Source organism: Nocardia vinacea, assembly GCF_035920345.1.
GTDB classification, from domain to species: domain Bacteria; phylum Actinomycetota; class Actinomycetes; order Mycobacteriales; family Mycobacteriaceae; genus Nocardia; species Nocardia vinacea_A.
Genome location: NZ_CP109149.1, coordinates 9,581,309 through 9,603,552 on the forward strand (window position 1 = coordinate 9,581,309; position 22,244 = coordinate 9,603,552).

General features: G+C 64.3%; 26 protein-coding genes, 1 tRNA gene and 1 pseudogene. 7 read left to right on the forward strand and 21 right to left on the reverse strand.

Annotation, left to right across the window (positions count from 1 at the left end; genetic code table 11):
- Positions 1 to 30: 30 nt before the first annotated feature.
- Complete coding sequence (locus OIE68_RS43475; RefSeq protein ID WP_327096702.1) at positions 31 to 726, reverse strand: L-ribulose-5-phosphate 4-epimerase; 696 nt, start codon at positions 724 to 726, stop codon at positions 31 to 33.
- The gene (gene araB / locus OIE68_RS43480; protein WP_327096703.1) at positions 723 to 2,393 is read right to left on the reverse strand and encodes a ribulokinase; all 1,671 of its coding nucleotides are present in this window, start codon (positions 2,391 to 2,393) and stop codon (positions 723 to 725) included. The genes OIE68_RS43475 and araB overlap by 4 nt, the downstream gene beginning before the upstream one ends.
- Before the next feature lie 143 nt (positions 2,394 to 2,536).
- Here araB and OIE68_RS43485 point away from each other — a divergent pair, with 143 nt between their 5' ends.
- A complete protein-coding gene (locus tag OIE68_RS43485) occupies positions 2,537 to 3,316 on the forward strand; it encodes an ArsR family transcriptional regulator (RefSeq protein ID WP_327096704.1) in 780 nt (259 codons plus the stop codon).
- A 56-nt stretch (positions 3,317 to 3,372) separates the two neighbouring features.
- Here OIE68_RS43485 and OIE68_RS43490 read toward each other — a convergent pair whose 3' ends face one another.
- The 3 genes from OIE68_RS43490 to OIE68_RS43500 form a co-directional block, all read right to left on the reverse strand.
- The gene (locus OIE68_RS43490) at positions 3,373 to 4,095 is read right to left on the reverse strand and encodes a TVP38/TMEM64 family protein (protein ID WP_327096705.1); all 723 of its coding nucleotides are present in this window, start codon (positions 4,093 to 4,095) and stop codon (positions 3,373 to 3,375) included.
- 11 nt (positions 4,096 to 4,106) lie between these two features.
- Positions 4,107 to 4,517 (reverse strand): VOC family protein, encoded by a 411-nt coding sequence (locus OIE68_RS43495; RefSeq protein ID WP_327096706.1) that lies wholly within the window; start codon positions 4,515 to 4,517, stop codon positions 4,107 to 4,109.
- A 707-nt stretch (positions 4,518 to 5,224) separates the two neighbouring features.
- Positions 5,225 to 6,700 carry a glyceraldehyde-3-phosphate dehydrogenase gene (locus tag OIE68_RS43500; RefSeq protein WP_327096707.1) on the reverse strand — a complete coding sequence of 492 codons (1,476 nt, stop codon included), beginning with the start codon at positions 6,698 to 6,700 and terminating at the stop codon, positions 5,225 to 5,227.
- Between the two features lie 809 nt (positions 6,701 to 7,509).
- Between OIE68_RS43500 and OIE68_RS43505 the strand changes: the two genes are divergently transcribed.
- Entirely contained in the window at positions 7,510 to 9,315 is a 1,806-nt protein-coding gene (locus OIE68_RS43505; protein WP_327096708.1) for a serine/threonine-protein kinase PknD, read from the forward strand.
- Between the two features lie 64 nt (positions 9,316 to 9,379).
- Here the strand turns inward: OIE68_RS43505 and OIE68_RS43510 are convergent, their stop codons facing one another.
- Together OIE68_RS43510 and OIE68_RS43515 are read right to left on the reverse strand one after the other, a co-directional pair.
- On the reverse strand, positions 9,380 to 9,952 hold the full coding sequence (locus OIE68_RS43510) for a hypothetical protein (protein ID WP_327096709.1): 573 nt from the start codon (positions 9,950 to 9,952) through the stop codon (positions 9,380 to 9,382).
- 123 nt (positions 9,953 to 10,075) lie between these two features.
- Entirely contained in the window at positions 10,076 to 11,287 is a 1,212-nt protein-coding gene (locus tag OIE68_RS43515) for a helix-turn-helix transcriptional regulator (RefSeq protein ID WP_327096710.1), read from the reverse strand.
- Between the two features lie 205 nt (positions 11,288 to 11,492).
- Here OIE68_RS43515 and OIE68_RS43520 point away from each other — a divergent pair, with 205 nt between their 5' ends.
- Both OIE68_RS43520 and OIE68_RS43525 read left to right on the forward strand, forming a co-directional pair.
- Positions 11,493 to 11,786 (forward strand): hypothetical protein, encoded by a 294-nt coding sequence (locus tag OIE68_RS43520; protein WP_327096711.1) that lies wholly within the window; start codon positions 11,493 to 11,495, stop codon positions 11,784 to 11,786.
- Positions 11,783 to 11,923, forward strand: coding sequence for a hypothetical protein (locus tag OIE68_RS43525; protein WP_327096712.1), 141 nt, complete (start codon positions 11,783 to 11,785; stop codon positions 11,921 to 11,923). Before OIE68_RS43520 ends, OIE68_RS43525 begins: the two co-directional genes overlap by 4 nt.
- A gap of 377 nt (positions 11,924 to 12,300) precedes the next feature.
- On the opposite strand, the gene OIE68_RS47345 is transcribed toward OIE68_RS43525, so the two are convergent.
- Entirely contained in the window at positions 12,301 to 12,438 is a 138-nt protein-coding gene (locus OIE68_RS47345; protein ID WP_419150851.1) for a hypothetical protein, read from the reverse strand.
- A gap of 14 nt (positions 12,439 to 12,452) precedes the next feature.
- Here OIE68_RS47345 and OIE68_RS43530 point away from each other — a divergent pair, with 14 nt between their 5' ends.
- The gene (locus tag OIE68_RS43530) at positions 12,453 to 12,773 is read left to right on the forward strand and encodes a hypothetical protein (RefSeq protein ID WP_327096713.1); all 321 of its coding nucleotides are present in this window, start codon (positions 12,453 to 12,455) and stop codon (positions 12,771 to 12,773) included.
- On the opposite strand, the gene OIE68_RS43535 is transcribed toward OIE68_RS43530, so the two are convergent.
- The 9 genes and pseudogenes from OIE68_RS43535 to OIE68_RS43570 form a co-directional block, all read right to left on the reverse strand.
- Entirely contained in the window at positions 12,770 to 13,120 is a 351-nt protein-coding gene (locus OIE68_RS43535; RefSeq protein ID WP_327096714.1) for a hypothetical protein, read from the reverse strand. The two genes, OIE68_RS43530 and OIE68_RS43535, sit on opposite strands and share 4 nt — an antisense overlap.
- Positions 13,121 to 13,644: 524 nt before the next feature.
- Entirely contained in the window at positions 13,645 to 14,202 is a 558-nt protein-coding gene (locus OIE68_RS43540; protein ID WP_327096715.1) for a TerD family protein, read from the reverse strand.
- Positions 14,203 to 14,374: 172 nt separating this feature from the next.
- Positions 14,375 to 15,664, reverse strand: coding sequence for an ArsB/NhaD family transporter (locus OIE68_RS43545; RefSeq protein ID WP_327096716.1), 1,290 nt, complete (start codon positions 15,662 to 15,664; stop codon positions 14,375 to 14,377).
- A 28-nt stretch (positions 15,665 to 15,692) separates the two neighbouring features.
- A complete protein-coding gene (locus OIE68_RS43550) occupies positions 15,693 to 16,151 on the reverse strand; it encodes a CBS domain-containing protein (protein WP_327096717.1) in 459 nt (152 codons plus the stop codon).
- A gap of 361 nt (positions 16,152 to 16,512) precedes the next feature.
- The gene (locus OIE68_RS43555; RefSeq protein ID WP_327096718.1) at positions 16,513 to 16,686 is read right to left on the reverse strand and encodes a hypothetical protein; all 174 of its coding nucleotides are present in this window, start codon (positions 16,684 to 16,686) and stop codon (positions 16,513 to 16,515) included.
- Positions 16,677 to 17,078, reverse strand: coding sequence for a hypothetical protein (locus OIE68_RS43560; protein WP_327102056.1), 402 nt, complete (start codon positions 17,076 to 17,078; stop codon positions 16,677 to 16,679). The genes OIE68_RS43555 and OIE68_RS43560 overlap by 10 nt, the downstream gene beginning before the upstream one ends.
- 156 nt (positions 17,079 to 17,234) lie before the next feature.
- Positions 17,235 to 17,357, reverse strand: a complete 123-nt coding sequence (locus OIE68_RS47350) for a hypothetical protein (protein ID WP_419150852.1) — start codon at positions 17,355 to 17,357, stop codon at positions 17,235 to 17,237.
- Between the two features lie 109 nt (positions 17,358 to 17,466).
- Positions 17,467 to 17,586: pseudogene (locus OIE68_RS47355) on the reverse strand (recombinase family protein); the annotation flags it as partial.
- Between the two features lie 49 nt (positions 17,587 to 17,635).
- The gene (locus OIE68_RS43570; protein ID WP_327096720.1) at positions 17,636 to 18,292 is read right to left on the reverse strand and encodes a helix-turn-helix domain-containing protein; all 657 of its coding nucleotides are present in this window, start codon (positions 18,290 to 18,292) and stop codon (positions 17,636 to 17,638) included.
- Between the two features lie 67 nt (positions 18,293 to 18,359).
- Here OIE68_RS43570 and OIE68_RS43575 point away from each other — a divergent pair, with 67 nt between their 5' ends.
- Together OIE68_RS43575 and OIE68_RS43580 are read left to right on the forward strand one after the other, a co-directional pair.
- Positions 18,360 to 19,019 (forward strand): 2-oxoglutarate/malate transporter, encoded by a 660-nt coding sequence (locus tag OIE68_RS43575; RefSeq protein ID WP_327096721.1) that lies wholly within the window; start codon positions 18,360 to 18,362, stop codon positions 19,017 to 19,019.
- Between the two features lie 371 nt (positions 19,020 to 19,390).
- Entirely contained in the window at positions 19,391 to 19,606 is a 216-nt protein-coding gene (locus OIE68_RS43580; protein ID WP_327096722.1) for a hypothetical protein, read from the forward strand.
- Between the two features lie 454 nt (positions 19,607 to 20,060).
- Here the strand turns inward: OIE68_RS43580 and OIE68_RS43585 are convergent, their stop codons facing one another.
- The 4 genes from OIE68_RS43585 to OIE68_RS43600 form a co-directional block, all read right to left on the reverse strand.
- The gene (locus OIE68_RS43585; RefSeq protein WP_327096723.1) at positions 20,061 to 20,654 is read right to left on the reverse strand and encodes a hypothetical protein; all 594 of its coding nucleotides are present in this window, start codon (positions 20,652 to 20,654) and stop codon (positions 20,061 to 20,063) included.
- Between the two features lie 435 nt (positions 20,655 to 21,089).
- Positions 21,090 to 21,161 (reverse strand) — tRNA-Val (locus OIE68_RS43590).
- Positions 21,162 to 21,193: 32 nt separating this feature from the next.
- Positions 21,194 to 21,673 (reverse strand): peroxiredoxin, encoded by a 480-nt coding sequence (locus OIE68_RS43595; RefSeq protein WP_327096724.1) that lies wholly within the window; start codon positions 21,671 to 21,673, stop codon positions 21,194 to 21,196.
- Positions 21,674 to 21,744: 71 nt separating this feature from the next.
- Entirely contained in the window at positions 21,745 to 22,167 is a 423-nt protein-coding gene (locus OIE68_RS43600; RefSeq protein WP_040688342.1) for a DUF3052 domain-containing protein, read from the reverse strand.
- Positions 22,168 to 22,244 lie beyond the last annotated feature (77 nt).

Sequence of the window (22,244 nt, forward strand, 5' to 3'; positions counted from 1 at the left end):
AGGACGTACTCCTTTGTCGGCGGCCGGAATTCAGTGCTGGCCGTATACGTTCTGGTAGCGGTCGTGCAGGCTGTCCACATCGGCCTGCGCGATGGGGACCGGTTCGCCGAGTTGGCGCGCGATATGCACGGTGCGAGCCACGTCCTCGCACATGACGGCCGCCTTGACCGCGGCGCGGGCGTCGCGCCCGACCGCGAAGACGCCGTGATTGCACATCAGGACGGCGGGGGAGCGGTGGCCCGACAGCGTCGCGACCACACCCCGGCCGATATCGTCGTTACCGATGAGCGCGAAGGGGCCGACCGGAATTTCGCCGCCGAACTCATCGGCCATGGCGGTCAGCGCGCACGGAATCGGTTCCGCGCGTGCGGCCCACGCGCTCGCGTAGGTCGAATGGGTATGCACCACACCGCCCACCTCGGGCATCGCCCGGTAGATATAGGCGTGCGCGGCGGTATCGCTGGACGGTGACAGATCGCCTTCGACCAGGTTGCCGTCGAAATCGCAGACCACCATCGAGTTCGGGGTGAGCTCGTCGTAGGACACGCCGCTCGGCTTGATGACCAGCAGCTGCTCGCCGGGTACCCGGGCGGAGACATTGCCCGAGGTCCACACCACCAGCCCCCAGCGCAGCAGTTCTCGATGCAGATCGACCAGCTGCTCACGCAGGCCGGTGATGGCGGTTCGCTCGGCCGTGCCTACTGTTCGCTCGCTGCGCTCGTTCATGCGGTGGCGACTTCCCTTCGTGCGTCGTTACGGATGCGCCGCAGCCGGTGCAACACTTCGGTGCCGCCGCGGCCGAAATGGTCGTGCAGGGCTTGGTATTCGGCGTAGATGGCCTCGTAGGCGGCGGCGCGGTCGGGATCGGGGAGGTAGGCGTTGCGATGCACCCGGCCCATCGCCTTGGCGGCGGCGCGGACATCCGGGTAGGCCCCGGCGGCGACAGCGGCATGGATGGCCGAGCCGAGCGCCGGGCCCTGATCCGAGCCGATGATCGACAGCGGTAACCGCGTCACATCGGCATAGATCTGCATCAGCAACGAGTTCTTCAGCAGGCCACCGGCAATCACCAGTTCGCGAACGGGAACGCCTGCGGCATCGAAGGTTTCGATGATGGTGCGGGTACCGAAGGCGGTGGCCTCCAGCAATGCGCGATAGATGTCCTCGGGTTTCGTCGCAAGGGTGAGGCCGACGAGGATCCCGGACAGATCGTGGTCGACGAGCACCGAGCGGTTTCCGCTGTGCCAGTCCAGCGCGACCAGGCCGTGCTCACCGACCCGCTGTCGCTGCGCCAACTCACTCAGATAGGCGTGCGCATCCATGCCACGCGCGGCGGCCTCGGCGTGATAGCGCTCCGGCAGCGACGAGTCGACGAACCAAGCGAAGATATCGCCGACCCCGCTCTGCCCCGCCTCGTATCCCCAACTGCCACTGATGATTCCGCCATCCACCACCCCGCACATCCCAGGCGCCTCGGCGAGGTGATCACTGTTCATGACATGGCAGGTGGAGGTGCCCATCACCGCGAGCAACTGCCCATTGTCGACAGCCTGCGCGGCGGGCGCGGTGACATGCGCGTCGACATTGCCCACCGCGACCGCGATCCCAGGCCGCAGCCCCGTCCATCCCGCTGCCCGCTGGGTCAGGCCGCCGGCACGGCCTCCGAGCGGGGACAGCGGGTGGACCAGCTTGCCGACGGCGAAGTCGGCGAAGTCCGGATTCAGCGCGGCGAGATAGTCGCGGCTCGGCCAACTTCCGTCCTGGTGAATTCCCTTGTAACCAGCCGTGCAGACGTTTCGCGTCTCCAGACCGCACAGCTGCCAGATAATCCAGTCCGCCGCCTCGATGAAACGCTCGGTCCGGGCATAGATCTGCGGATCCTCTTCCAACATCTGCAGCGCCTTGGCGAACTCCCATTCCGCCGAGATCTTGCCCCCATAGCGGTTGATCCACGGCTCGGCCCGTTCGTGGGCGAGGGTGTTGATCCGATCCGCCTGCGCTTGTGCCGCATGGTGTTTCCACAACTTCGCATATGCATGCGGGCGCCCAGCGAACTCCGGCACCCGACACAACGGCGTCCCGTCAGCAAGCGTGGGCAGCACCGTGCACGCCGTGAAATCCGTAGCGATCCCAACGACATCGGCCGGGTCGACCCTCGAGTCGGCCAGCGCCTCCGGCACCGCCGTCCGCAAAACATCGAGGTAATCCTCGGGATCCTGCAACGCCCAATCCGGCGGAAGCTCAACGCCCGTCACGGGCAGGATGCGATCGATGACCCCATGCCGGTATTCGCTTACCGCGCTACCGAACTCGACCCCATCCCGCACCCTGACAACAAGTGCCCGCCCGGACAACGTCCCGAAGTCGACACCGACCACATACTCGTCCGCCACTGTGACGCTCCTAACAATGTTAACGCAAACATTGTTAGCGCGAACATTTGCTCCGTGTCAAGCAGTCGCCGGTTTCGTACGTTGTGATCGCTCACGTGGAGTTCGATCAAATCAGTTTGGTGTATCCGCTGTATCCTGGAGTCGTGAGATCGTCGAGCCGAACCGCCCCGGCTTTCGTGCAGCTGGCCGCGCACCCGGTGCGGTGGCGGCTACTGACCGAACTGGCCGCCGGCGATTACCGGGTCCGTGAGCTGGTGAGTCTGGTGGGCGAGTCGCAGAATCTGGTCTCCTACCATCTGCGGTTGCTCCGCGACGGCGGGCTGGTTACCGCCACACGCAGCAGCTTCGACGGCCGCGACAGCTACTACCACCTCGATCTGGACCATTGCGCCGACCTGCTGGTCGGTACCGGCCCCGGACTGCATCCCGCCCTGCGGATGACACCCGCACCCCCCGGTTTCAACTCGGCCGTACCGATGGCGGTGCTGTTCGTGTGCACGGGCAACAGCGCCCGCTCCACGATCGCCGAGGCCCTGCTGCGCAACCACACCGGCGGCCGAATCGATGTGACCAGCGCCGGCAGCCACCCCAAGCCGGAGATGCACCCCGACACCGTGCGTGTGCTGCGCGACGAGTACGGGATCGATATCGCCGGCCAGCAGCCCCGGCACCTGGAAACGCTCGCAGGCCGGTGCTTCGATGTGGTAATCACGTTGTGCGACAAGGCTCGTGAAGTCTGCCCCGAGTTCGGCGACAACACGTGGACGAGTCATTGGAGCATCCCCGATCCCGCGGCATCCGGTGCCGTCGGCGAGGATTCCTACGAAGTCTTCCGAGCCACCGCCGCCGAGATCGACACCCGCGTGCGCTTCGTTCTGTCGGTCCTTGCCGACCGCGCAATCCAGCAGCAGGCCCGCCGATGACAGCGGTCATCCGGGGCGACCACGAGGAGTAGCGGAGCTGTCGCACTCCCATGCGGTCAAGCCGGGGAATGTGATCCGACCGGTTCTCCCGTATCCGGTTCCTCGATGCCGAGACGTGTGTCGATCAGCAGGCCGGCCACTCCGATCGCGATACAGACTGCGGAGACGGCGATCAGCGCTGGATCGGCGCGCCCGGTGAGCGCGTCGCCGAGAGCGACGAGGGCGATCGTGCCGGGAAGAGCGCCGATGGCGGTGGCGATCAGATAGGGCGTCAGCCGGATCGAGGAGATGCCGGCGCAAAAGTTGATGAGCCAGAAGGGGACCGGGCTGATCAGTCGCAATGACCCAACGGCGAGCCAGCCGCGACGGGCGAGGCGGCGGTCGACCGCCGCGACCGCCGGGTGGGTCAGCCGTGCGACGATCGCGTCGCGACCGATGGCACGCGCGAGCAGGAATGCCAGTGCCGCGCTGACCGTGGTGGCGGAGATCGCGATAGCGATGCCGACAACGGGGCCGAACAGGAGTCCGGCGCTGAGGGTGAACGGAACCCGCGGAAGGACGATGGTGGCCAGTGCGTGCGTCGCGAAGAACAACAAGGGCAACCACGGCCCGGCGGAGCGGGACCATTCTCGGATCTGTTCGGTATCCAGCTGCGGTATGAGCAGAGCACTTGCCGCAAACGCCGCGAAGAGCACCACGATGCCGATCAGCCTCGGATCGCGTAGCCGTCGCGCGCGGCCGCGTACTCCGATGGCAGTGCTGTAGTTGTGGACCGGCATGGTCGGTGCTCTCAGTGCGTTGCGTCGCGGGGAGCCGGTTGAAACAGCTCGACAAAGTTACCGGACGGGTCCAGCAGCAGAACCTGTTGTCCGCCAGGGCCGCTGAGGATGTCGTTGCGGAAGGTGACACCGGACGCCCGCAGTCGCGCGACTTCGCCGGCGATGTCGTCGACGATGAGCTGGATGCGGTTCCAGCCCCCGGGCTTCGGTGTCTCCCCGTCGGGCATCGCACGTGCCGCGGAGCTTTTGGGACCGGACAGTAGCAACTGCACTGAATCGCGTTTGACGGCAGCGAAAGCGGGGGCGGCGTCGAAGTCGACGGTGAATCCGAGGTGGGTGGTGTAGAAGTCGACAGCGGCCCGCACATCATCGATGAGATAGCGGACGCGGACACTGGCGAGTTCGGTCGGTGCGGTCGTCATGGTCAGACCTCCTGGTTGCCTGTCGTTCTACCCGACAATACATCAAATTGTTTTGATGTGTTTTGGAACGGCCGTACGGGATCCGGTCACGGTAGGTTCGAACCCTGACCAGGAAATCAGTCTGACGAGCGCCGCCAGAGAGAAATTCGATCCAGCCAGGTCTGTGACGGTGTCGGCGTGTTGGCCTGCACCCATTCGCGCAGCGTCTCGTGCCGGAATTGGTAGGCGGCACCGGAGACGCCGAGCCGGCCGCCGCGACATGCCCTCCAGGAAACGAGCAGGACGGTCGGGAAAAGACTTGTCCATCGGACGGGAGCAAGCCGAGAAGTGCTATCAGTCCGCACATGAACCCGTTGGCCCCGCACGCAATTGATCCCGTAGTTGGGTCTCGCGTTTCCGGACGTCGTTGGCCAGTTCGTCGGCATGCCGCGCCGGCGATGAGTCGGAAACGCTCGGTCTGATCCGCCGCCACAGGGGGACAGCCGCTTTCACGCCGAACCGCACAGCACTGCCCTCTAACCCGGTCGTCACGATACGATCGTCCACCGACAGCCCGGCTTTGCGGCGAAAGCCCGTGCGCCGCAACGTGTCATCGGCGGTCGGTAGCAGACGCGTAGCGCGACGAGTCGGTCCACGCGGACCCGAGGACGGCCGTCGCGGAAAATTGCTATGGCCGAACAGGTTTCGGGCAGATGTGTGACTGAGAACTACCGCGCGTCGGCCGTCACCGGCGTGGGTACATCATCGGCGCCCAGCTGTGGGTACGTCGGGTACTCGATGCCCGAGATGTACTGCACCGTCCGCACCACCTGGCACGAGTAGCCGAATTCGTTGTCGTACCAGAGATACAGGATCGCGGTGTCGCCATCGACGATGGTGGCATTGGCATCGACGATCGATGCGGCGCGGGATCCGATGAAATCGCTCGAAACCACATCGGTGGCCGCGGTGTAGTCGAGATTGCGGCTCAACGGTCCGGCCAGCGACACCTGACGGAGGTACTCGAGCACTTCGCTCTTCGTGACTTCTCGCTCGAGTTGCAGGTTCAGGATCGCGACCGAAACGTCCGGTGTGGGAACGCGAATCGAGTTGCCGGTGATCTTCGCCTTGAAGTCCGGCATTGCCTTCGCGACCGCGGATGCGGCGCCGGTTTCGGTGAGCACGAGGTTGAACGGGGCGGAGCGGCCGCGCCGGTCGGCCTTGTGGAAGTTGTCCAGCAGGTTCTGGTCGTTGGTGAACGAATGCACAGTCTCCACGTGACCGCGGACAATGCCGTACTCGTCATCCATCGCCTTGAGCGGTGGCACGATCGCGTTGGTCGTGCACGAAGCGCACGAGTAGATCTGTTCCGACAGATCGAGATCGCGGTGGTTGACGCCGTGCACGATATTCGGGACGTCGCCCTTACCGGGCGCGGTGAGCACGACCTTCGCGATGCCGGGCCGCAGGTGCTGCGACAGGCCGGTACGGTCACGCCACTTACCGGTGTTGTCGATCAGGATCGCCTCGTTGATCCCGAGCTCGGTGTAGTCGATCGTCGTCGGATCATCGCTGTAGATGAACTTGATGACGTTGCCGTTCGCGGTGATCGTGTCGTTCTCGACGTCGACCTTGAGCGTTCCATTGAACTGCCCGTGCACCGAATCCCGCCGCAGCAGCGACGCACGCTTGGCCAGGTCACCCTCTCCACCCTTGCGCACCACCACGGCCCGCAGGTTCAGCCCGTTGCCGGATCCGACCTTCTCGATGAGCAGCCGCGCGACCAGACGACCGATCCGGCCGAAGCCGTACAGCACCACGTCCCGCGGGCCCTGTGACTCGGCCTTGTTGCCGTCGGTGACGTCGGCCAGCACCGCGGCGGTGAACTCCGGAATCGACAGTCCGCGACCGTCGGTGCGATAGGCCATCACCAACCGGCCGAGGTCGATCTTGCACGGCCCCAGATCCAACGCGCTGAGTACTTCGAGGAACGGCAGGGTCTCCTCGATCGACAGTTCCTCACCCTCGATCTGCCGCGCGAACCGATGCGTCCGCAGAATGCTGATCACCGATTTGTTCACCAGCGACCGGCTGTGCAGAAGGATGGTCACCCCCTTCTCGCGATACAGCCTGCCAATGATCGGAATCATCGCCTCCGCCGAAGCCTCGTGAGCGTTCCAGCGGTCAAGATGGTCGGTAGTCAACACAAGCCCCTCGGCGTTTCCTCGATCTGTACAAATGCCGATGCTATCGAGGTCCGCGCTATCACAAGGCCCCGCTACCCCTCTGTGAGGTCGGCGTTCGTCGAGAAGCTGACATGAGGCAAAGAAATCCGCGCGTGCCGTCGCTGCTGCGATGCGAGATCGAAGGCGGTTGGCGGTATCGGTGCGGTCTCAGCGCTGTCGATGTACCTTCCGGCCAGCGGCGACGCAGGCGGACGGCAAGGGCTGGGCCGGGCTCGACCGCGGTGACGATGGCGCCGGTCTGAAGCATCGGCCCGGTTGCTAGTCCGGTGCCGGCACCGAGTTCGACGACTTGGGTGCCGCGACACAGCAGCCCGGCGTCGTGGAGTCGTTGCCATAGCGCGGCCGGGTCAGCGGCGCGAGCGTAGACCTCGGCGTGGGCATGGAAGTGCAGTGGTTCGAGCACCGGGCATCGTAATCAGTTCGCTGTCGGACGGGCCTTTTATGCAAGATGGCCCAGGCCTCCGAGTGCTGTTGGACGGCCGGATTCACGAAGTTGATCGTATGGCTCAGAGGTACGCTGAAGTTGCTACAGGTTTGTTGGCGGATTTCTGGACACGATCCGCGCACTCGCACCGGTGGCGGGGCAGTGCCCGGCCGCGTACTTGCCCGGCATGAGCATGGGCTGGGAAATTCGCGCGCCGACGATAGCGCCGACGCTCGACTGTCGGCCTGGCTAAATCAACTAGTGTGGGCCACCCGCTCGCGGGCGAAGGTTGGAATGCAAGCAAGTACACCGTTTGCCAGTCGGGTGGTCATGGGACGGCACAATGGATGACACGGCAGTGAGTGGCGGGGACGCCACTCGGGGGTCAGCGGAGACGTTCGGACGCTATCGGCTTCTGTCGCTGCTGGGTCAGGGCGGCATGGGCCAGGTGTGGCGGGCGCAGGATTCGCTGACCAACCGGGTGGTGGCGCTCAAGGTGTTGCCCGAGCGCTTCGCCGATGACGAGCAACTGCGCGAGCGGTTCCGGCGGGAGTGCCGGGCGGTAGCGCAGTTGACCGAGCCGCATGTGATCCCTATCCACGACTTCGGCGACATCGACGGTCGGCTCTATCTGAATATGCGCTTGATCGAGGGCACCGACCTGCGCAAGGTGATCACGAAAGAAGGGGCTTTGTCGCCGCAGAGGGCAGTGGCGATCATCGCGCAGGTGGCGGGCGCGCTGCAGGCGGCCCACGACGCCGGGCTGGTCCACCGCGATGTCAAACCCACCAACATCTTGCTAGGTGCCGATGAGTTCGCCTCCCTGATCGACTTCGGGATCGCCCACGCCGCCGACGACCGTACGCTGACCACGATCGGCGAGACCATCGGCACCATCGCCTACATGGCGCCGGAGGAGATCGGCTCGGAGATCAAGGCCGATGCCCGAGTGGACGTATACGCGTTGACGTGCGTGCTGTACGAGTGCCTGACCGGCCGGCCGCCGTTTACGAGCGCAGCGGGGGTACAGGGTGTGATCGCCCATCACCTGCACACCCCTCCGCCGCGTCCCAGCACCACTACACCCGATATACCGCCTGAGTTCGATGCGGTCATCGCCAAGGGAATGGCCAAAAACCCCGACAAGCGTTACCAGACCGTGCACGAGCTGGCCGCGGCGGCCTGCGCCGTGGTAGACGATTCCGCGGTCAACACCACCGAGGGCGTGGCTGCGCACCATGCGCGGCGAATCAGATTGTCGCCCAAGACCGCCGGGCTGCTCGCCGCCGCGGTCGCGGTTGCGGTGGTGGCCGCCGTAGCTGTCTTCATCGGTGTCCAACGAGAATCAGGCGGCAGTGGCAACTCGCCCACACCTATTATCGGCTCGGGCTACTCGTCGCAGACTCCGCTGCCGTTCACCGGCGTCAGTCTGCTCACCGATGTGGCGGTCGACGATGCGGGCAACGTATACGTCACCGACATGGGTAACGATCGGGTGATGAAATTGGAGGCGGGCGCGTCGACGCCGACCCCGCTGCCGTTCACCGGCCTGAATAATCCCCAGGGCGTGGCGGTCGACACGGCGGGCAATGTATACGTCTCCGACACGAGTAACGATCGGGTGGTGAAATTGGAGGCGGGCGCGTCGACGCCGACCCCGCTGCCGTTCGCCGGGCTCAAAGATCCCCAGGGGGTGGCGGTAGACCAGGCGGGAGACGTGTACGTCGGCGACCGGGGTAATGATCGGGTGGTGAAATTGGAGGCGGGCGCGTCGGCGCCGACGACGTTGCCGTTCACGGGGCTCCAAGATCCCCAGGGTGTGGCGGTCGACGCTGCGGGCAACGTATACGTCACCGAATTGAGTACCGAGCGGGTGCTGAGGTTGGCGGCGGGCGCGTCGGCGCCGACGACGTTGCCGGTCACTGGGCTCAAAGATCCCCAGGGTATGGCGGTCGACCCTGCGGGAGACTTGTACGTCGTCGACTGGGGCAGCAAATGGGTGGTGAGGTTGGCGGCGGGCGCGTCGACGCCGACCCCGCTGCCGTTCACCGGCCTGAAGAATCCCCAGGGTGTGGCGGTCGATACGGCGGGCAACGTATACGTCACCGACCTGGGCTCCAATCCGGTGGTGAAACTCTCGGTCGGCTGAACCCCCGTTCTCTGCGAATGGAGCAGCAGCTCGGGCATAGAAAACCTGTGCGAATCTGCGGTTGCTACACGGCGTAGGCGTCGCGGAACGCTTCACGCACCATGGCCGCGTCCGCGACATCCCGGTGTTCGATACCGGAGAGCACCTCGGATACGCGCCAGTAGTGGGAGGGCACCAGGTTGCCCGAGGTCACCACGGCCAGCGCCACGTCCGCCGCCTCATCAGGCTTGTCGGCGGCGACCAGCGCCAGACCCAGGTCAAGGTTCGCCATCGCGATGCGACGCGGGCGGGCGGATGCGGCCCCCGCCAAATCGGCGAGTACGTGCCGGGCGTAGGACTCCGCCGCCGGATCACCGAGCCACGCCAGCGTCGTGGCCAGATAGGCATCCGATTTCGCTGGGTCGTAGCGGAAATGGTGTTCGGGTCGATTAGGCGTGCTCAGCCCGGATACCATCCTGGCGACCTTGCGCAGCGCCCCGTACGTGCCTTTGCTGTCCCCGAGCCGCGCCAGAGCACGGCCCTCCTGAGCAGTCGCCTGGATGAACGCCGAACTGTCTTCCAGGGCAAGGGACTGTGCGGCGCGCGACCTGGAGGGCTGTGCGTTGTCGCCGCGAGCTATCGGTCGCCTGACCGACACCCTTCCGTCGCCGAGTTTCGCGGTCGGGTGTGAATCGTTCGCCTGGCTCTCCGGTCTGGGCGGATGGGCGGTGCAACGTCACAATGCGCCCCCGATGTCTACGAACGGATTCCATGTCTTGCCTCACACGGGCACGACGCCGACACGCTGAGCCAGCTTGCCGAGTTCACCGGTCGTGAGGTCGCGCCGCGCCTTGCGCATCATGTGCCCGACCAGTTCGCGGACGATTGGCATCGACCGAATGTGTTGCGGCGCCGCATGTTCGGCGCGCAGCAGGGCATACAGCGAATCGCGGTAGTTCTTCTGCACCGCGTGCGCGCGGCCGATTTCCACGAAGTATTGCGCCCGCCGTGCGTCAGCGGGCAGATCGCCGGGGTTGAGATGCGGTGCGAGCGCGAGCACTTCGCCGGGCTCTCGCCGTTCCATGGCGGCCGACATCTGCCACAGCTGGGCGTTCGCCGGACCGAAGGTGACGTTACGTACCGCCGAGCGACCGGTGGGGGCGGTTGCGAGCCTGCCCGCTTGCTCCGCCGCCTCGGCGAGATGTCGTTGCGGGTCGCCGCCGAGTGTCGCTGCCACGAGCGAGGCTTGCAGCTGGAGCATTCCGTACGTCTCCACTTCGCCCACGGTGCGCACATCGGTGGCGATCTGGTCGGCAACCCGCTCGGAGTGTTCGAGCGCTGCAGGCAGTGCGCCCGGTCGGGAAAGCAGGATTTGCGACCGGAGGTAGGACACGGCCGCGAGTGCGGCGGTTTCTCCGGTCTCGCGAGCGGCGCGCTCGGCTTCCTGCGCGGCCGTCCACGAGAGCGAGTCGTAACCGCGTGAGCGCAGTGCAGAGGCGGCGCCGTAGGCGATCACCCCGTGTACGTCCCACGCCTCGGGCGATCCGCTGTCGCGGACGTGGCGGAACGAATCGGCCAGCATAGGCGCGAGTTTCGGTCCGAGCGCGGCGTAATCACCGTTCTGCCGGAGATGGGTAGCCTCCTGCGCCGCCGTCGCCAGTTCGGTCAGGCTGCGCGGCTGCGCGGTGTCGGTCAGGTTGCCCTGTGCCCACAGCACAGTTTCCAGTTCGGGCACTGCTGCGTGGAATTCGGCGGTGGACGGGTCGAGCTTGTCTTGCTCGTGCCCGGTCAGGTCGCCCAGCGTCACACCGAGCGCTTGTGCCAGGGCCAACATGGTGCGGCGGGAGTCCACCGGACGGAGTCCCGCCTCATACTTGGCGAGCACCGATCGGCTCAGCCCAGCCCGGTCGGCAAGCACCTGTTGCGAGATGCCGCGTCGCGCTCGAATCGCGCGTACCCGCTGGCCGATATAAGTATCCGGTTCGTCGGTCATGTGCGCTCCCTGCGCTTTCCCTGTCGCGTTCCCACGCTCATACAAGTCACATGGTACGTGCGTTGTCCCTGTTTACCTCGTTTGTTCCACCGCGGAACAGAGTTCGGTGCCTGCGTTGCAAAGCTCCACTGCAAGCCCCGCCGCCGGGTGTCGGTTTGCCTCGGCGGTGGGTGCACACCAACCGGACAGCGGAAGGCGCAGGGGAATGGAAGCGCTTGCGTGGTTAGACCCGACATCACCGACGTCGGAATGGGACGAGGCCCAGATCCGCCGTCTGGCACGGCGATTGGGCTACGTGCTGCACTGGGCCGACGCGTGCTCGGTGCTCGGTCTGGTCGAACAGGCTGCCGGGCTAGGCGTCGACGTCGTGCTGTTGCCGTCCTCGGCGCACCTGGACGCGCAAACCCTGAATCGACTGATGGGGTTTGCCGATGTCGAATGTGCTTGCCCGCGTGAGTCTTTCGCTCGCTGGTCGGTGCTCGGTGGGGTGCACCGATGATCGCGCTCGGGTGGATCGTCGTGTTCGGTCTGCCGCTGATCGTGTTCATTGCGGCCCTCTTCTGGCCCGAGCGCATCCCGAAAGACCGCACGGTACAGGCGATCCGGCAGCGCATCGAGGACGAAGGCGGACGGTAGGCCGCCTCGAGCTGAAGTCGGCGTCGATACCGAACTTGATGACCTCTGTGGAGCCCGACCCAGACCAAGGCCAAAAGCAGACGGAGAGCCCCAAGCGGTCGACGCGGCTGGGAACGTATTCGTCACCGACACGAGTAACGATCGGTGATGAAATTGGCGGCCGGCGAGCCGACCCCGCTGTCGTTCACCGGCCTCAAAGATCCCCCGAGTGTGGCGGTCGACGGGTCGGGAGATGTGTACGTAGTCGACCTTGGCCCGATCCGGTGGTAAAACTCCCCATCGGCTGAACCACTCAGACCGGCCTACACGATCCCAGCGGTGCCGCGATCGGGAAGAGACGATGGCGTTTGCGTCACTGCTCCCATGACATAGCGGCCTCACCGAATGGTTCCATGGCTAAGCTGACACCGAACCCCGAACCAGGAGAACAACATTGGCGAAGCTACACCGGCCCGGGACCCCGACGACCTGCCGGATGCGCGAGTGCTGTGGGCGCGGTGGGCAGCCGTAGCGATCGCGACCTACGACCGTGACGAGGAGCGCGAGCTGCCGCACCATCGTTCGGGATACTGGATCGACGACGACGCCGCCGGTCCGCGTCCTGGTCGACCTGGGCCAAGCCATGCCGACTCAGCCGGAGCGGTTCGGCGCCAACAAGGTGCCGATGCGTGTGCGGGCGGGCGGGTTGGATCTGACCGGGACGGTGCCCGGTCTGCTGCATGCGTGGGCGCGCGCCAGCGACGGGGTGTGGTTGGGATTGGTGTCGTTCACCATCCAGACCGGTAACCGGCGCGGCCGCCTCGGGGTTCGGCAATGGTGCACCGAACGAGCATTGTCTCGCCCGTCCTAGCGGACGACGGACAGGAGGATGAGCTTTGCGTCGATGACGGAATGGGCCCAACTGTTGCCCAGCAGACCGTTACTGTATTCGGCGTAAACCCAAGCTCCAACATTGAGCGTGTACTCGTTGCCAGGTCGCATCGACCACACGACCTCGATCGCGTTGCCGATCCCGAAACCGTCGTTGTCGAAGGTGTCCACCTCTGAATTGCTGACTCGTTTATGCCACTGCTTGTCGGTGGCAGCGGTGACGAATTTGCCGTTTTCCAAGACCGTGAGTATCTCGCAGGTCACCGCCCCGTCTTCCCCGCAGCGGTGCCCGCCGGAGGCATCGACTTCGCGGCGCAACGACTTCATTCGCCAGGACCTTCTGCGTTCATGTGTTTGAGGATCCGCTGGGCTCGTCGCCGGATACAGGGGTGGCCGTAGGTGATTGCCAGGAGGATGCGCAGTCTCGCCGTGTTCCAGCGGTAGCCGACAGTAGAACACTCGGCACCGAGGACGCGTTGCTCGTCGTCATCGGTCATGCCGTCTTCGACGCGACTTCTCTTGGGGTCACCAAGGGTCCGAAGCGGTTCAGCCAGAGGTTTGTGCAGCTCAGTGGCTTTCGCGGTGACTGTAGCAAATCACGACAGGTGTCGTGCACGTGATCGTGGATTGAGTCCTCAACATTCCAGGGTGAACATCGGCAGCTTCTTGGGTTTGACTGCGGAACGCACTGAAATGCCGAATGGAGTGCATCCGACACCTCGCCATGGTTCGCTGCTCCTTCGCGGGCGAGTCGCACGCTCCTCGGCCCGGGCCGGTACCGCTCAGTTAGGGCAGCCCGCCCCCTCTCGTGGGCTCAGAGGTTTTCGGCAGCAGTTCAGGGCGCTCATGCCCTATGACTGCCTGACGAAAGCTGTCAGCTGTGTTACCGCTTCGACGGGATGGCGTGCCCAAATCCCTTCGCCGATCGCATCGAACTGCCACATGCCCTGGCCGCGGAACAGTTTGCCCATGATCAAGCCGGTGTGCGATCGGCTGCTGGTCAGGTCGTAGCGGGCGATTTCGGTGCCGGATACACCGTCGACCACGCGGCAGAAGGCGTTTTCGATCTGTTCGAAGGTTTGTCCGGTGTAGGAGGTCACGATGAAGAACACGGTGGTGACTTCGGGTGTCATTCGGGTGAGGTCGACGGTGATTATCTCGTTGTCGCCCTTGCCTTCACCGGTGGTGCTGTCGCCGAGGTGGCGCACCGAGCCATCGGTGGAGGTGAGTTGTTCGTGGTAGACGACATCGGTGATGCGGTCGTCGGCGTACAACAGTGCCGCCGCATTCAGGTCGATGTCCTTGGTTCGGGTGCTGAACCATTTGCGTCGATGGACCGGGTCCCACCCCAGGGCCATGGTGACGTAGTCGAGTGCTTTTCCGGTTTCGTCTCGAAGCGTGACGAACATGGGTTACCCCCTCTGGGTGGGCGAGCGCAAGGCCGGAATGCCGCTGCGCCCAGCGGTTGTGGTCGTCCGGGCGGACACAGTGGCTCTGACGTTGCGGGCCCCGGGCCGATGAACGCGTGGTGGTAAGGGGCTCCTCTCGTAATCAGCTGCTTGGGCGGACGTGCGGTGGGCATCAGCTGAAGGCGAAGTAGCGCAGCCACAGATACGGTGCGGCGACTGCGATGGTGATCGCGGTGACCACGGCGCCCTTGCGGGTGAATTCCCAAAACGATACGGGGGTCCCCGCGCGGGCAGCGATTCCGAGCATGACGACGTTGGCGCTGGCGCCGACGGCGGTGAGGTTGCCGCCGAAATCCGATCCCAGGGTCAAAGACCACCACAGTGCGTCGGAGTGGACGGGGTTGTCGATGCTGCCGGCGAGGTCGGCGACGAGCGGGCTCATGGTGGCGACGTAGGGGATGTTGTCGATGACGCCCGACAGCAGTGCCGAGACCAGAAGTATCAGCATGACCGCGAGCAGTGCGTTGCCGCCGGTGGCTTCGGTGGCCCACTGGGCCATCGTCTTCACGACTCCGGTTTTGACCAAGGCACCGACCATGACGAATAGTCCGGCGAAGAACAGCAGCGTTTCCCATTCGACTCCGGAGAGGTAGTCCTGGGGTTCGGTGCCGGAGATGAGTACCAGGACACCGGCGCCGAGCAGGGCGACTACCGCTGGATCGACGTGGAGTACCGAGTGGCCGATGAACGCGGTGAATACCGCTAGCAGCACGAGGCCGCATTTGATCAGCAGCCGCGAATCCTGGATCGCTTCACCCTCGTTGAGGGCCATTACGTCGGCGACTCGCTCGGGATCGGAGGTGAACGAGCCACGGAACAGTATCGGCAGGATAAGAGTGAATACCGCGAGCTCGACGATGACGATCGGGGTCATGTGAACCAGGAAGTCGTTGAACGTCAACCCGCTTCGGCTGGCCACGATGATGTTGGGAGGGTCACCGATCAGTGTCGCCGCGCCGCCGATGTTGGATGCCAGCACCTCGGCGATGAGAAACGGTACCGGCCGGATCCCGAGCCGGTCGCACACCAGCAGAGTGACCGGCGCGATCAACAGCACGGTGGTGACGTTGTCGAGAAACGCCGAGGCGAGCGCGGTGATCAGCGTCAGCAGGATCATGATCCGCATCGGAGATCCCTTGGCGCGCTTGGCTGCCCAGATCGCGCTGTATTCGAACACCCCGGTCTGGCGCAGGATACCGACGATGACCATCATGCCGAACAGCAGCAGGATGACATCCCAGTCGACGCCGGTGTCGTGGGAGAAGAACGCATCTCCGGAATCGAGCACGCCCGCTGCCAGGATGATCGCGGCGCCACTGAGGGCGGCTTTGGTCTTGTGGATGCGTTCGGTGGCGATCAATATATAGGCCACGACAAACGTGATCAGGGCGATCGCGGTCATCGCTGGCCGCCTGCCCGGTCTGCGCGGCTCACATGTCGGCGAGCGCTACCTGCAGCAGCCGTGATGCGGTGATCACGCCGATCATCTTGTCCTTGTCGACGACTGCGATCAGTGGTGATCGGCAGCGGGCCATCAACGCGGCCACTTCGACGACGGTGTCGTCCGCGCGGGCTACCGGCAGCACCGACTTGGACTTCGACGCCGGTTCGGGCAGCAGCTCGCCAACGGTCTTGCCGCGCAACGCGTCCGCGATGTGGTCGGCTACCGACTCCGAGAGCACACCGGCCAGCGACGGATCGTCCTGCACGTACCTCGGTACCAGAAACCGCACGACCTGCGAGGCGGGCAGTACCGCCCGGGGTGTGGAATCGCCGTCGGTGACCACGATGCCCGGGAGCCGATGCTCGGCCAGCAGCTTCGCCGCGGCCAGCGCCTCGGAATCCATCGTCACCGACGGGTAGTCCTCGGCTATCTGTTTTGCCTGCACAACAGAACGATACGGCCGCTAGGCCCCCCGCCACCGCACATCCACGGCCAAAGGCGTCGATCAGCCGTATAGACATTGTCAAGAAGGACACGCGCGTGCGCACCATGTGGCTCCCCACGGCCGGTCGGCCCGACTCGCGAGCGCGGGCCGGGTTGCCGACCAGACTTCCCGGCGCACCACCTGTAAAGATGCCGTAAAGACCGTACTGAGGCAAACCCGACGCACTGCGCAGCGTTCAGGAGCTCAGGTCTCGCCGGACGAACCTGGTCAGCCCCGCGGTCACCAGGGCCGCCGATATCGCGAAAAGGATTGCGGCATCTGACCATTGCAGGCCGTTGCGTAGCGGTTCGCCGCCGATGTACTAGTGGAACGGCGACAGATATTTCAACCAGTCGGCGCCGATGACACCGGCGAGGCTGTGGGCGGCGTAGGTGAGTACTCCGATGCCTGCCGTTGCGGCCAGGACCGAGCCGCGTCGTCCGGTCGCGGGGCCGAGCCCGATAGCTAGTGCGCCGAAAGTGATCGTCAGCAGCACCAGATTGAGGCACTGAGCCGCGAACTCGCGATCGAATCGAGATCGGCACCAGAGCGAGTTGCCAGCATGCCGAGGAATACCAGCGTTCCGATCGCGACGGCACCGGTCACCATGGCGGCGAAGCGTTGCAGGGTGAGGCGGGTCCGGCTGAGTGGATAGGCGGAAGTGGCGCTACCGGAAGCGGTCTGTTCTGCCGGGAAGCTCGCCTGGAACTCGAAGCGATCATGGGCGAGATCGAAATCGTTGCTCCCAATCCGGTTGTCGACGCTACGCAGTCGTTGTGGGCATGCGCCCTTACCGCCCTCCTGGACAGTGGCGAGCCCAAGTACCACAGACAACTGATTGATGCTCGTATGGCCTACGTGGAAGAGGTGCGACGTCATCTCGGCCAACCTCAACTGTGGGAGGGTGACTACTCCGCAGCGCTTCTCGGTAAGCCCAAACGAACAAAGAAGGAACTTCCTTCTGCCGAAGTGGGGCAGGAAACCAGCCAGGACTTCGGGCAGCAACCCACGACATGAGGGTTCCCTTGTGGGGCGGAATGCGGTTTACGCATCGATCGTGAGGCTGCGAGTTCCAGCCAGTTCCGGAACATACTTGTAGATCGTCGAGCGGGAGACCCGGGGCAGCCTGGCGACCGATGAGACGGTCTCTTCCGGCTGAGTGAGGATGGCGCGGGCCTGGCCGCTCGGCGGTCATGGCCAGCGGCCGATCGAGACGTTGCCCGCGGGCGCGGGCTGCGGCCAAGCCCTCGTTGGTGCCCTGCATGATCAACTCACGGATGAACTCGGCGAGCGCTGCGAACACATGGAAAACCAACCTGCCGCCGGGGGTTGTGGTGTCGATGGCCTCGTGCAGAGATCGGAATCCGATGCCGCGCCCGCGAAAGTCCCGCGACAATCGGCGGTATGGCCGAGGTGGGGTCTCCGCGTCGATGGCCTCGGCGTGGTTACGGCGTAGGTTCGTTGGTCTCCGGTCGTCGGCTCAGTAGTTCACGGGCGAGGATCTCGGTCCACCAGCGCTCGACTCGTTCGGGTGACCAGCCGCGTTCGATGGTGAGAGTGGTGTAGACGTCGATATTGCACAGGGCGGCGTAGATGTCGACGGCAGTGGGTAGGTCGAGGTCGGGGCGGAGGGTGTTCTCGGGCCAGGCGGAGAACACCTGGACGCGCGTCTGATCGGCCAGGTGCCTGCCCTGGTGGTACGCCGCGGCCAACTCGGGCTCCACGCGGCCCGCCTCGCGCACCAACGCGATGAGATCGCCGGCGCGTTCGAACAAACGCCGGTCGTAGCCGACCATCCCGGCGAGTTGACGCCCGGGATCGGAGGTGGCTTCCAACTCGTCGACCATCCGTGACGGGTCGGCCGCCAGGTCAGTGGCATCGACGAGGGCCTGGACCAGGCCCTTTTTGCTCTCGTATGCCGCATACACGGTGGGCACGGAAACTCCCGCCTCACGGGCCACATCACGCACCGTGGTCGCCGCCCAGCCCCGGGAGACGAACAACCGGCGAGCGGCGTGGGCGATCTCGGCGTGCGTCTGCTTCGCCTGCGCCACTCGGCGCAGCGAGTCGTAGCGACGCCGTCCTGTCCGTGATTCCGTCATTGCCTCCAGAGATTACCAGACATATATTCAATATAGTTGGCGTAAATCTAATTCTGGAGAGGATGCCATGCGGCTCATCAGCTTCCCCACTGCAGCGGGTCTGGGCGGTTTCGGATTCGTGTTGCTGGCGGTCGTCATCAACGTCATCTATGTGCGCGGCCGATTGCCGTTTCCGGTGGCAGCCAAGAGCCTCGACGCCGTCGCGGAGTCCTTCGCCTCCGTCGGCGACGTACTGAAGAAGCCCTCGGTTGCCGCTCCTGCCGGATGGCTGTGCACCACCGTCTTCGCTGCAGGATTGCTGTCGGTGCTGTGGCATGGCGGCGCCGGACCGGACGCATGGGCGCTGGTCGGATTCGCTGGAGTACTCATGCAGAACGCCACGTTCACCTGCGTAGAGGCACTCCGGTTCGGCATGGCCTCAGCCGCCAGAGTTGATCGTGGCTCGGTGGCGGGCATGTGGAGCCTGAGCAACGTGCTGTTCGGATTCAACCAGGTCTTCCTGGCCATAGCGGTGTTCGGCTTCACCGTCGCCGGATCGAGCACCGGACTCATTCCCGCCTGGCACGCCTGGCTCGGATACCTCAGTGCCGCACTACTTTTCATCTCTTCATCGACCAGCCCATACAACGCTGAGGGAAGCAATCGGACCGCACTGATCGGTTTCATCGGCTGGCTCGGATGGGCCGGCTGGATAATTGCCTGCAGCATCGCCTTACTGCGCTACTAGCAGGCACCTCCGTTTGGGCCTCGAGATGGCGGGCGCGGATCACCCCTTTGTGGACATAGAGCAGGTCGCGGCGCAGCGCGTGCAGGGATCGCGGTCTGCGCTACCTGATGGCGCGAGAACACCGCCACACATCGCCGCGAGTCACATCTGGGCTCACACAAGCCCCCATAACTCCACAGATCTCCCCCGTCTCGCAGGGGGAAGTCGGATGGTGATCTTGCCGGGTGTGCGGAACACGCCCCGGTTGGGTGGTGGTCTTGATTTACTTGATCTTGGAGATTCGCCCTGGACGATGACTACGAGATCAGCGCAGCGTGTACCGGCGGTTCCGAGGCTCGGTGGCGGTGCACTCACACAGTGAGGACAAGACCATGGCTGAGCTGACCGACGGCACGTACCACATCATCCACGTCGACACCGGTGGTCTGATAGCGCTCGACTCTCGCGATCGGGTCGGTGTGCTCTTGCTAGACCCTCGCGACCAGGACATGTGCCAGGAGTGGACAGTTCAGACTGTGGGAGATGGCAAATTCGTCCTCAGCAGGGAACGGTTCGTAACTCGCATGCCGAAAGGGGCGGGTGCTTGAGGACCACAACAGGAGGGTGCGTTTGCCGCAAGCGGGTCATGATGTCACCACAGCAGGCGGCCAGGTTGCTGGTTCGACATTGGCCGGTTTTCCTTCGCCATCCTCGCCCCAATCGAACTCGGGCGGAGGCGGCCCCCACCGTCGTGGGGCGGTGAAAACGATGCGTTCGGAACCGAAGTCAGTGGCCAAAAAACTGGCCAATCCCGCAAACGCAACTTTTTGAAATTCTTAGGAGTTACCGCATGTAGTGAGGAACTTATCTGCGGTAACTCGTCTACCGCGACTTTCGAAGGCTGGACCCCACCTGCCAGCACCTCGACTGACTCGGGACAGCCCAACGGCCCCGGAACTCGTCTTCAGGCGGGCTCCGGGGCCGTTGCGTTGCGGCGGTGAGCGCTATGAACGCTGCACACACAGTTCGATCGTTGTGATTGTCAGGTCCCGCGCGTAAGCCTCATCCCATGAGGCCTGTGAAGAAGAAGGAGTCCACTTGCTGTTTGAAGCTGTCGAAAGCGGACTCGATGCCGCCCCAGAGATTCTGAGGGTCCTGACCGAGTTTGTGGAGGTAGTCGGCCACTTGCGCCCACATACCGGTCACGAAATTGAGGAATTTGGAGTACGTCTGCATAATGACGTTCATCCAGTCCGGGTGTTGTTTCCCCAGGTCCTGCAGTTTCGGCATCGCATCGTCCATCATCTGGGCGAATTGGGAGTTGTTCTGCACGATCTGCTGCTCGAGGAGGTTGTTGAAATCGTCCTGGCTCACCTCCCCGGCCGCGCACCGTAGAGCATCCGGTGCGATGTTTGGCACATTGGACTCGAGCTGGCTGTCGGTGGGTTGCCTGCAATATGCGTCGAGGGCTTGTAGAACTGGGCCGGGGATCTGGTCGAGCTGGGATTGTGCGAGGTAGCCGGGCAGCGGGTACGCCGGTGGCGCGTCGTGACCGGCCGTGACAGCTTGGATGCGTGCCTTGCTATGGGCGCCGATCGCGTCGATGAAGGCATCGAACTCTCCTGAGGACAGCTCGGAGGCAGTGGGTGTGGCCATCGTCTTCCCCTCTCACAGTGGATGCGGCTCGTCGAATCGATGACGAACTCCCAGCGTCCCACTTCTGTCTGGGGGGCGAGGGAAAGTCGCCCGAGATCCGGCGCTAAGGAGTTCCGGCACCCCGTCGAACCGACAGAACTCGAGTGAGAACATTCGCGCCGGATTTCGCAGAGCTGCACCACCTGGGGACTCCGCTCGTCGCCAGACCGCGCCGCGCTGGCGACTCCAGAAAATTATCTGCGGTAGCACCCGCTGCGCCGCTCGGATTGATAGCTAAAGCGCGCTTAGCGCGACAGTCTTGGCGGGCAGTAAGGATCCATGATCGCGATGATCTCACTAGGACTGTTGTGGCCTGCTCCACGTTTGCTCCACGGAATGAGCATGGAGCAAACGTGGTCTGGTAATGAAACCGTTGTCTAGCTGGTACTTCTTCGGTGGGCGCAGAGGGGTTCGAACCCCCGACCGCTGGTGTGTAAAACCAGAGCTCTACCACTGAGCTATACGCCCGGGATCCGTCGGTGGGTGACCGACGGGCCGGTCTAGGACTCTAGCGCGGCGAGCGCTTTCTCCCAAGCCGCCTGGTCACGGGGCTCTCCGGGGCCGTTCATTTCGGCGAAGCGGATGACGCCGTCGCGGTCTACGACGAAGGTGCCGCGGTTGGGGTAGCCGGATTTCTGGTTGAAGACGCCGAAGGACTGGGCGACGGCGCCGTGTGGCCAGAAGTCGGACAGCAGCGGGAAGACGTAGCCCTGTTCGGCGGCCCAGATCTTGTGGGTGGGCGGTGGGCCGACCGAGATGGCGAGGATTTCCGCGGCGTCGTTCTGGAATTTGGGTAACTCGTCGCGGACCTTGCACAGCTCACCCTGGCAGATGCCGGTGAAGGCAAGCGGATAGAACACGATCAGCACGTTCTTCTTGCCGCGGTAATCCGACAGCGTGACGTCTTGGTTGTTCTGATCCTTGAGTGTGAAATCCGGCGCGAGCGTGCCGACTTCCAGCGGGTCGAGCTCGACTGGCATCACTGATCCTCCATCGTGTCGGGCTTCACCGGGCGGTGAAACACCGCCCGGCGAAACCATAGCGAAAGCGGTCAGCGCTGCTTCGAGGGTGCCTTGGGCTGCACGAGGCGGCTGCCGGACCAGGCACCGAGGCTGATCGCCGAAGTTTGCGTCAAACCCGCAGTGGGTGCCGCTTCGGCGATATCGCTCGGATCGACATGACCAGGTTGCCCGGTCTTGGGAGTGAGCACCCAGATGAAGCCTTCGTCGGCCAGCGGACTGATGACTTCCATCAGTTCATCCGCTAGATCGCCGTCGCCTTCTCGCCACCACAGTAGGACAGCGTCGACCACCTCGTCGGAGTCTTCGTCGACCATCTCCCCACCACTGGCCTCTTCGACATCGGCCCGCAGGTCGTCGTCGGTGTCCTCGTCCCAGCCCAGCTCCTGGACAACCATGCCGTGTGTAATGCCAAGCTTCTGAGCGTAGTTCTGCGCGTCCGCCGCGGCGACCACGGTGGTGTCCTCCTCAACTCCAGACAATAGGTAGTTGCAAGCGAACATGGTTATCGCCTCGAGCGCAAGCTGATCGG